This is a genomic window from Helicobacter bilis ATCC 51630, assembly GCF_000686565.1.
GTDB classification, from domain to species: domain Bacteria; phylum Campylobacterota; class Campylobacteria; order Campylobacterales; family Helicobacteraceae; genus Helicobacter_A; species Helicobacter_A bilis.
On sequence record NZ_JMKW01000009.1, the window covers coordinates 57,643 to 67,385 of the forward strand.

Below are 9,743 nucleotides of genomic sequence, written 5' to 3' on the forward strand. Positions count from 1 at the left end.
AATTAAAGGTGAAAATATGAATAACAATGAAGTAGATTTACGAGAAATACCAAACGAAGAAATAGGACATGCTCCAGTTATAACGGTTGTCGGTGTAGGTGGTGGTGGCAATAATACTATTCGCCATTTAAAGAATAAAGGCACTTTTTCAAGCATTCGTTTAATGATAGCAAACACTGATTTACAGCACATGCATAACAGCCCTGTGTCAAATCATATTGTTTTAGGTAGAAAGCTTACAAAAGGCTTAGGTGCGGGTATGAAACCAGAAAAGGGCAAACAAGCCGCAGAAGAGAGTTATGATGATATTAAACAAGCCCTGCAAGGTTCTGATCTTATCATTATTGCCGCTGGACTAGGTGGTGGGACTGGGACTGGTGCTGCCCCTGTTTTTGCAAAAGCCGCACAAGAGACTGGTGCATTAACTATTGGCGTTGTTACAAAACCTTTTGCCTATGAGGGCAGTCGCCGTGCGAAGTTGGCAGAAGAGGGCTTAAAAGAGTTGCATGAAGTTTGTGATTCAATCGTTGTTATTCCTAACACAAAATTGCTGAGTGTAATTGGTAAAAATACGGGCTATAAAGAAAGCATGAGTTATGTTGATGATGTTGTAGCGCGTGCTGTGAATGGAATCTCAAGTGTGATTTTAAATAACTCTGATGAGGGAATCAATGTGGATTTTGAAGACTTACGCACGGTTATGAGTCACAGAGGTTTAGCATTAATGGGTATAGGTGAAGGGCAGGGTGAGAATGCTGCTGATGATGCAATCACCAATGCAATACATTCACCACTTTTTGACAATATGTCTATTAATGGTTCTATGGGTGTGATTGTGAATTATGAGTTTAACTCTAATTTCCCATTTGTTGCGATTTCAGAATCTATGGGAATCATTCAAGAAGCCGCAAGAGACGATGCGGATATTATTTTTGGGACTATGCCACGAGATGATTTTGAGATGGATAAAGTGCGTGTTTCTATTATCGCAACAGGCTTTGAAACAAATAAACAGCAAGAGATTCCAGCAAAGCCACAAGTTGCAACGCAGGTAGCACAATCACAACAAGAAGTAGCAGGGCAGCAGGCACAAAAAGAGCCAAATCTATTCACTTCCACACCAGATATTTTTGTGCATAGAGCGACAAAAATTAGCAGTGGCGATTATGATGACGATGATTTGGACACGCCAACATATATTAGAAACCAAAAAGATTAAAGTATTAAAATATAAATATGCAAACTTTTATTGTATTGCATTTAGGGGTATGGATTTGATACACCATCATGAAACTGGTGAAGTTTTACTAGAAACTCGCAATTTATACAAATCATTTAACAACAAAACACAAGGCAAAATCCAGATTCTAAAAGGCATTAACTTTTCTCTTAGGGAAAGTGAAGTTGTTTCAATTATCGGTCCTAGTGGTTGCGGTAAAAGCACTTTTTTACGATGTTTGAATGGGCTTGAAAGTATTGATTCTGGGGAAATTATCTTCGATGGAAAAGCAATTCAAGCAAACTCAAATTGGCGTGTGTTGCGGCAACAAATTGGTATGGTTTTTCAAAGTTATGAGCTTTTTCCACATTTAAATGTGCTTGATAATGTATTATTGGCACCTTGTAAAATACTTAAAAAAACCAAAGAAAGTGCCACAGAAGACGCACTAAAATGGCTAAAGCGAGTTGGATTAGAAGAAAAAATACATCATTATCCACGAGATCTAAGCGGCGGACAGAAACAAAGAGTAGCAATCGTTCGTAGTCTTTGTATGAATCCAAAAGTTATGCTTTTTGATGAAGTAACTGCGAGCCTAGACCCAGAAATGATAAAAGAAGTGCTTGAAGTTATAAAGTCGTTGGCAATTGATGGCATGAGTATGGTTATTGTAACTCATCAAATGCGATTTGCTGAAGCAATCAGTCATAGAGTTATGTTTTTTGATGGTGGTGTTGTAGCTGAAGAGGGTCAGGCACAAGAGTTCTTTAAAGCACCAAAAACAAAAAGAGCCAAACAATTTTTAACAATTTTTGATTTTGAGTGAAATACTATAAATGATAAATTACGCAGAATTTGTAACTCCATATTGAATAACAGGTTTAAAGCTACATGTTTTTTGCTTTCTAAAGATGGAAGGGGAGAGATAGAGCCTTGAATAAATAAAAATTTGAAAATTAAAGTTTTCATATATTTTTATTTATTATTCTCGCATCTCAGATAGGCGTAGCAAAACATGTATGGGATTATCCGCCAAACTACTAAGAACGCATATTTTATGCAAGCTTTAGCTTTATTCGTGTGTTTTGCTGGACTTATATCTATATATCAAACAATAAAATTTCTTACCAATCATCAATAATAAAAGCATAATGAATTCTTTGCTATTATTGATTTAACATGCTTTTGAATGTATCTATACAGAATCGATGGAATCCACCTTAACCTAAACCTATATTGCAAAAAACATAACACAATGGAGTTAAAAATATCCATAAGATAAATTGATAAGAAATAAAGAGAGATTTAAGCAAGAGTTAAACTTCAATCTTGCAACGCTATGTAATAAAACGATAGCAAATACACACAACAACTTTTCTGTAATGTCGTTGCAAAAATATCAAAGCAAATATATAAGAGATTTGTAATAGCTTATATATTCATGCCTCCATAAATTTGTGCCTTATCCTCTTCTCTATCATCAGCCTCTAATTTATCTTCGATGATTGTTCTAATCTCATCATATTTCTTTGCTTTCGCATAGTTTGCAAGCCAACTATCTACCCATTCAGGCGTTGTGCCACGAGAATTCCAGCCTACAACCCCAGTATATCCCGCATTTACCATTGCCGCAAATTCTTTTTTCTTCAGTTTCAGCACTTTTAGCTGATGTTCAAAATTTTCAATAGTCATTTCAACCCCACTTAATTAAGATTACTTTCACAAGAACTCATCATTTTGTAACACTCTGATTCTGCATTCGTGTAAAAGATTAACATGAAATTTTATTTACTTTTTATCAATTAATTACTAATAATCATAAATATTTAGTAAAAATATATAGAAATTTTGATTATATTGACTATAAAATTACCATATAAATAACTTTAAATGCTTTTAGTATCATTAAATACATCTAGTAATGGAGTAAGGCTTGTTGTAAGAATAGATTGCACCGCCCTACCCTATTCCATAAATGAAATAGCTTTGAAACTCCAAAACTCTTAAATTATAGAATCCTTTGTATTCCATTATGCAACCTCAATGCAAATTAAAAATATAAAACCAAAGCTATTTTCCATTATCTCTTGAATCGTTTTTTTTTTTTGTAGAATAGCTGACATCAAAATATAAGGGACTAGCATGGGTATTATCAGTAAAGAGATAGATGGCAATAAGGAAGTAAGAAAGATATTGGGTATCCCCCTACTCACGACACATAAAAAACAGATTCAAAACAGCATAAGAAAGCGATATAAATTATTTGGTATCCCAGTATATCAGCGTAAGAAGAAAAAATACAGCAATGAGAGCATTTTACTCAACATGCAGGAAAAGGTAAATCGAGTTGAATATCTCATAGATTCTCTATGGCTATCAAACCTGCAAAATGAAACATTCTGTGGGCAGCTTGGACAAGACGCCCTAGCCTATTCTATTCTGCATAAAAAGAAACGAGGCTTTTTTGTCGATATAGGCGCACATGATGGAGTGAATATTAATAATAGCTATTTATTTGAGCGACTTGGGTGGAATGGATTTTGCGTTGAAGCCAATCCAAAAACCTTTGAAGAATTAAAGAAAAATAGAAAATGTGATACCTATAATCTTGCGATTTTTTCTAAAAATATCGGCACAACAACCCTTGTAGCTTCAGATTCTGAATATTCTGTGCTTGATACATTAGAGCTAAACTTGACACAGCACCATAAAGGTCGCCTTGATGAGTTAGGGCAAACTAAGACTTTTTCAGTGCAAACAGCAACTTTTAATGAAGTTATGCAAAATTACCCCAATATTTTTCATATAGATTTTATGACTTTAGATGTTGAGGGTGGTGAAATGGAAGTGCTAAAAGGCATAGATTTTGACAAATATAGCTTCAGCGTGATGACAATAGAGCATAATTACACAGAATCTAAAGAGCAAATAATAGACTTTTTACACACAAAAGGCTATCGCGTATTGCTACAAAATGCGTGGGATATTATGTTTGTAAAATCTTTATATGTTGAATATAAATATTAATTTAGTTTCTAAATATAATTACATTGTATGGCTATCTGCCAAACAAACCAAAAATATATCAGAACTTTACGCCATGCTAGATTATTAAGAAACAATAAAATAATATTCACACAATAAATATGCTACAATAAGCTTTTTCTACAACCAAAAGGATACACAAATGGACAAAGAAAAGTCAATGAAAGAGTGGCAAGACAAGGCAAAAATATTAATAGAATCTTTGCCCTATATCCAGCTATTCCGTGGCAAAACAATGGTGATAAAGTATGGCGGAAGTGCCATGTTAAATGAAGAATTGCAAAAAAGTTTGATACGCGATGTAGCCCTACTTCATTCGATCGGATTCCAGCCCATTATCGTGCATGGCGGGGGCAAGGATATTGACAAATGGCTAGAAGTCGTAAAGATTGAAAGAAAATTTAAGGACGGCTTAAGGGTTACTGATAAAGATACGATGAAAATCGTTGAAATGGTGTTAAATAAAATCAGTAAAGACATCGTGGGTATGCTATGTGAGTTTGGTGTGCAAGCATGCGGCATAAGCGGCAAAGATGGCAGAATGCTGCAAGTCAGACCTAAAGATAGCGAGAATCTTGGTTATGTCGGCGAAGTAGTGCATGTGGATACGACACTTGTAAGTGCGATTTTGCAAGATGGTTTTGTGCCTGTGATTTGCCCTGTTGGCATAGGGAGCGACCATAATAGCTACAATGTTAATGCCGATGATGCAGCATGTGCCATTGCTGAAGCCCTACATGCTGAAAAGCTTGTATTTTTGAGCGATATTGAGGGCGTGTATGAGGATTATGATAATAAGGATTCTTTTATTTCAGAGCTTAGTTTGCGTGAGGCACAAAATCTTATCGACACAGGCAAAGTAAGCGGTGGTATGATACCAAAGTTACAAAGTTGCATACATGCTATTCACAATGGCGTTTCTCGTGTGCATATACTCGATGGAAGAGTGCAGCATTGCTTACTTCTAGAGTTTTTTACAAATAAAGGTATAGGCACAGCGATATTAAAGAAATAGATTCTATCTTGTATTCTTAAAATCTTGCTTGGATTTATCACTACGGGTTAGATAGCATAAATACATGACCGAAGCAAAAATTGAAAACTCACTTATGCAGTTGCGTAGCAACAAATCCACACATGCAAATCAACAAAAAGTCGCAAAAAGAAAAACGCAATCACAAAATAATCATACTTGCCGCCTGCGCCACTATTTCTTCACTCACACCTACTTCATGCAATCCAGCCAATCTATTAGCCTTTCTAAACAACTTCCCACTACTTCTAAAGTTCCCCTTTGTATAGTGAAAAATATATTCATTAAAGCATTCTGCACATTCTCTCTCATCACAGCCCCTTAAATGCCACCTTGAATCAATACGCGAATACAACTGCTTTAAATCCCCATTTTTACCCATTAAATTCTTTATTAGAATCTCAGTTCCAACAAGCACAAATCCCTTTTGACTAAAGTCCCAAATACGCCTTAAATCTTCTAATGCCCTTAAAGGCAAATGCTCTGCTTCATCAATGATTACAATGCAATCTCTACGAGATAATTCCTTAGCAATAGCTACGACCTTATCATGCAAGCTTCTATGATAATTTAAATGCAGTCTATCACTAAGGATTTCTAGCAATACCTTTGCAGTCGTATGCAAGGTAGCTTCAATCAATATGCAGTTTTGTCTATTACTGCTTGTATTATGCGATGTGTTGCTATACTCACCATATAGAGCTACATCTTATATTCTTATATCATCACATCGATATTGTGTATAGCAAAACTCATCATTTGTGCTAGAAATTTATTTTTCACACATCACATTTTAAGCGGCCTAAAATCTCTTAATAGTCCATCGCATAAAAACCATGGATTTACTTAGTTTTACATTGCCATTGTTCCTTGTGCTTCACACCACACTTGTGTCATTTGTCAAAAAACACATACCATAACAACGGGCTTACAGCGCACAGATAGAATCTATAATAAGGAATACTTTATGCTTTTACTTCGCAATCTTTAGTTTTATTGCTATTTTTATTAAGGCATAAAGACTAAAGATATATTTCTACATAAAGGATAAAGGTATGAAAAGATTGTTGTTAGTTGGTTTATTAATGGGGGGGGGGGGGTTCTGTAGCCCTTGCTGATGATGGCGAAGTGTATAAAGAAGTAGCAAAACAAGCAGATACACTGATTAAGGTATGTAATACACAAAGTTGTAAAAACTTCATTGCAGAGGTAAAAGAAGTAGGTACATGGCTTGAAAAGGCAGAACCATACAGAGATAAAGACGATGAGAAGTCTAAAACAAAAGATAAGTATTATACCAGTAATGCGATACAAGTAATGAAAAAAGCATGTGCTAGTTTTAAAAAGCTAAACACTAAAGACACAAATGCTTTAGCTAAAAAGGTAGATTATGATACGCTGGAAAATAATTTAATGAAAACTTGCCCCATGATTGAAAGTGGTTTTGTTGATTTGCTAATGGGGATTGGTTCAGCAACAACAGGAAAATAACCCTACCCACAAGATTCACTTAAATAAGGCTTAATTTATAAATTAAGCCTTATTTGCTCTTTTTATTCTGTTATTTTCTCTAATTTTAGCTTTATTAATAAAGCTAAACTTCTAGATTCTAAAAAAGAGGAGTTAGAACAAGCAAAAGAAAATGGGCTAAATGAGATACGACAAGAAGTAAGCACGCATGAAACGCAATTACAAGATAAACTCCAAGAAAGCTTAGAATCTATCATTCAAAAAGGTGAGGAAAAAATACAAGAAATAGAAAACAACACCACACAAGCAAATACAAATCTAGACTCTAAACTCCAAGAGATAGAAACAAAAACACAGCAAGTAGAAAACAATGTCAATACAATGATACAAGAGCATAATGCACATTTAAACAGCTTTGCTACACAATCACAAGAAGCCTTAAATGCGATTAAAACAGAGGGCATGCAAGAGATTCGCACAGAAGCCCAAAGACTATTAGAACAAATCAAAAATAACACGACTGCACTTGATTCAAATGTAAGGCAGGAGTATGAGACATGGCTTTTAAACTTGCAAAATAAAGGACAAGAAGCACAAAATCTCATACAAGAGGGCATAAATACAACAATTCCAAATGCCCTGCAAGATTCTCAAGCAGAACTAGAGACGAAGAAAGACGAGCATATACAAAGCCTAGACACACAAAAAGAAAGCAGTTTAGAATCTATAAACGAACTCACAGAACAGACAATAAGTCAGCTAAAAAGCACTTTTTCTTTTTTAATGAATGATTTAACTCATGAAAATTTCACACAAACAACAACATGGAATAAGCCACAAAATGTAAAAAGAGTGTTTGTAAATGTCTTAGGTGGCACAGGGGCAAATAATGCTACAACAAGAGGCACACCCTCTTCTTTTGGTAGTTTTGTAACCGCACAAGGTGGGGCAGGAAATGCAGGGGGAAATGGGCAGTTTGGGGAAATGAAGTTTAGTATTGTAGATATACCAGAGAGTGAGACTAGCATAAATGTAAGTATTGGAGCGGGGGGAAGTGTGGATATATTTTATTAATTTAAAGATTCAGCCTTGATTATGCAATTTGCAAGTTTTAGAATCTGTTGGGGCAACAAGTGGGAAATACTTCACGCTTTAAAGATCTAGTTTGATTTTAAAACCATGCAGGAAACAAACTAGCTTTCCAAGATTGATGGTAGGCTTTTAATGTTTTTACCCTTTTTTATGGTCCATAAAAAAGGGTAAATCGTTAAAATGTTACCACAAGATGAAAGCTTATATAAAAGGATTAAAATGCAACAAGTAACCGAACAACTCATCACCGGCACAGCACAAACCACAGAACACATCATCACAAACAACACAGGCAGAAGCTTTTTACTCTTAGCACAAATGCAGGGGGGAAGTGGGGATATAAACGAGAATTTGAGACATACATTTACAGAGGGGCATTATGTTTGGAATCATCATGGTAGCGGAAACGCTTATGATAACTACTTCTCACAAAATGGCAATAGGGGGAATTTTATAAACCTAAACCACAAGGATAAGAATTTTTCAGTCGTTGGCGGAAGTGGTAGTTTAGAGGGGATTAATACGAAGCGTTATAGGTATTATTGGCATGTTGATAGAGATTTTAGCGGCGATATTACTTGGAAAGGTTGGCGGGGTGTTGGTTGGCAGGATTATAACAATAGCTATAAAATCGCACGAGAGGGACAGAAAAAGCATATAATATTATTCTTTAGGGCAGGGGATAGCATACGGATTAATTTTACGAGTTTTGGAAGTAGTGGGGATAAGGGGTTTGTTCGCTTAACCCCTTTAGCGTAAGCGTTTGTCTTTTTGCGGATTCTTCGCTCAAGGGCTCGGTCATGTATTTAATATACACTCCCTTCGCCTTTCACTCGAAAACCGCAAAAATTCATCAAAAATACTTCACGCTTTAAAGATTCTAGTTTGCGGTCAGCGAATGGATTCTACTTTGCAAGTTGCAAATCTTAGAATCTAGCTTAGAAATACTTGTCATGTTGAGGCGTTAGCCCAAACATCTTTTTATTTGCAAAAGGGATTTTTCGCTACGCTCAAAATGACAAGGGCGGTCAAAGTAAAGTAACGAAATAAAGGCATAACACCAAATAAAAAAGGATTTTTGATTTATTTGTAAAAACATGTTAAACTTAAAGCCTCCTTTCTGTTATACCTAGCATGTGACAATTTGTAATATTTAAAAGAATTTGTTAATATGCGATACTAACAAAAAGCACAAATAGCAAGAAAGCTATTATAATGACTTTGTTGAACATATCAAACTCTCCTTTCTAACTCTTGCTAGAAAAGAGAAATTTACCGCTTAAGTTGGTAGTTTAAGCGGTAACAAATTATACTTCAAATCTACAAATTAAATCAAGCCGTTTTATATCTTTTTGTTGTTATCTATAAATTAAGGATTAAACATGCTAGACACACATCAATTTTTTGAAAACCTAAACGAAATACAAAACAAAATCTATAATTCCTTTTTCCTAAAAGAAGTAGATAGGGTAAATCTAAGCCCAAATGAAAAAGCCCAACTAGATATAAAGATATTTGAGATTGCATGTAATAATGCTTTGAAACTACAAGAGATGATGCAAAGAGAAAAAGAGCTAGAATTTAGCTTATATCAAAAAAGGGTGGAGTTAGAAATAAATGTTATAAGGGCAAAGGCAGAAGCTACAAAGGCATTAAGTGAAGCAATAATTAGCGTCATTCAAGCCTATGTAACAAAGATTAGCGTTATAGATAATGCAAACATACAAAGGGCAAATATTTATACGCAATTAATGCAAGTAATCGCAAATGCAAGTAATCTAAACGCCCTAAGTCAAAGCGATAAAGAGGGCAATAGTCATATAGGCAATGCGATTAATATTATTTCAAAAATCAAAGATACAGAGGATGTAAATCTAGATTCTA

General features: G+C 35.0%; 10 protein-coding genes. 8 read left to right on the forward strand and 2 right to left on the reverse strand.

The window, feature by feature from the left end; genetic code table 11:
- Positions 1-16 precede the first annotated feature (16 nt).
- Together ftsZ and T368_RS0103040 are read left to right on the forward strand one after the other, a co-directional pair.
- Positions 17-1,219, forward strand: coding sequence for a cell division protein FtsZ (gene ftsZ, locus T368_RS0103035; RefSeq protein ID WP_004086955.1), 1,203 nt, complete (start codon positions 17-19; stop codon positions 1,217-1,219).
- 49 nt (positions 1,220-1,268) lie between these two features.
- Positions 1,269-2,045 carry an amino acid ABC transporter ATP-binding protein gene (locus tag T368_RS0103040; protein ID WP_162164632.1) on the forward strand — a complete coding sequence of 259 codons (777 nt, stop codon included), beginning with the start codon at positions 1,269-1,271 and terminating at the stop codon, positions 2,043-2,045.
- Positions 2,046-2,650: 605 nt separating this feature from the next.
- Here the strand turns inward: T368_RS0103040 and T368_RS0103045 are convergent.
- Positions 2,651-2,911 carry a hypothetical protein gene (locus T368_RS0103045; RefSeq protein WP_004086953.1) on the reverse strand — a complete coding sequence of 87 codons (261 nt, stop codon included), beginning with the start codon at positions 2,909-2,911 and terminating at the stop codon, positions 2,651-2,653.
- Positions 2,912-3,361: 450 nt separating this feature from the next.
- Between T368_RS0103045 and T368_RS0103050 the strand changes: the two genes are divergently transcribed.
- Positions 3,362-4,246, forward strand: coding sequence for an FkbM family methyltransferase (locus T368_RS0103050; RefSeq protein WP_004086952.1), 885 nt, complete (start codon positions 3,362-3,364; stop codon positions 4,244-4,246).
- A gap of 178 nt (positions 4,247-4,424) precedes the next feature.
- Entirely contained in the window at positions 4,425-5,279 is an 855-nt protein-coding gene (argB, locus tag T368_RS0103055) for an acetylglutamate kinase (protein WP_027338288.1), read from the forward strand.
- A 160-nt stretch (positions 5,280-5,439) separates the two neighbouring features.
- Here the strand turns inward: argB and T368_RS13090 are convergent, their stop codons facing one another.
- Positions 5,440-5,940, reverse strand: coding sequence for an AAA family ATPase (locus tag T368_RS13090; RefSeq protein ID WP_080628850.1), 501 nt, complete (start codon positions 5,938-5,940; stop codon positions 5,440-5,442).
- Between the two features lie 485 nt (positions 5,941-6,425).
- Here T368_RS13090 and T368_RS0103065 point away from each other — a divergent pair, with 485 nt between their 5' ends.
- From T368_RS0103065 to T368_RS0103080, 4 genes are all read left to right on the forward strand, one after another.
- Positions 6,426-6,788, forward strand: coding sequence for a hypothetical protein (locus T368_RS0103065; RefSeq protein WP_004086947.1), 363 nt, complete (start codon positions 6,426-6,428; stop codon positions 6,786-6,788).
- A gap of 360 nt (positions 6,789-7,148) precedes the next feature.
- Complete coding sequence (locus T368_RS0103070) at positions 7,149-7,841, forward strand: hypothetical protein (protein WP_004086945.1); 693 nt, start codon at positions 7,149-7,151, stop codon at positions 7,839-7,841.
- 237 nt (positions 7,842-8,078) lie between these two features.
- A complete protein-coding gene (locus T368_RS0103075; RefSeq protein ID WP_004086943.1) occupies positions 8,079-8,618 on the forward strand; it encodes a hypothetical protein in 540 nt (179 codons plus the stop codon).
- 623 nt (positions 8,619-9,241) lie between these two features.
- A partial coding sequence (locus T368_RS0103080; protein WP_027338290.1) for a hypothetical protein occupies positions 9,242-9,743 on the forward strand: 502 nt, incomplete at its 3' end.

Coding starts and splice junctions, on each gene's coding strand:
- argB (WP_027338288.1), top strand. CDS start 4,425: ATGAAAGAGTGGCAAGACAAGGCAAAAATATTAATAGAATCTTTGCCC.
- T368_RS0103050 (WP_004086952.1), top strand. CDS start 3,362: ATGGGTATTATCAGTAAAGAGATAGATGGCAATAAGGAAGTAAGAAAG.
- T368_RS0103045 (WP_004086953.1), bottom strand. CDS start 2,911: ATGACTATTGAAAATTTTGAACATCAGCTAAAAGTGCTGAAACTGAAG.
- T368_RS0103075 (WP_004086943.1), top strand. CDS start 8,079: ATGCAACAAGTAACCGAACAACTCATCACCGGCACAGCACAAACCACA.
- T368_RS0103040 (WP_162164632.1), top strand. CDS start 1,269: ATGGATTTGATACACCATCATGAAACTGGTGAAGTTTTACTAGAAACT.
- ftsZ (WP_004086955.1), top strand. CDS start 17: ATGAATAACAATGAAGTAGATTTACGAGAAATACCAAACGAAGAAATA.
- T368_RS0103070 (WP_004086945.1), top strand. CDS start 7,149: ATGATACAAGAGCATAATGCACATTTAAACAGCTTTGCTACACAATCA.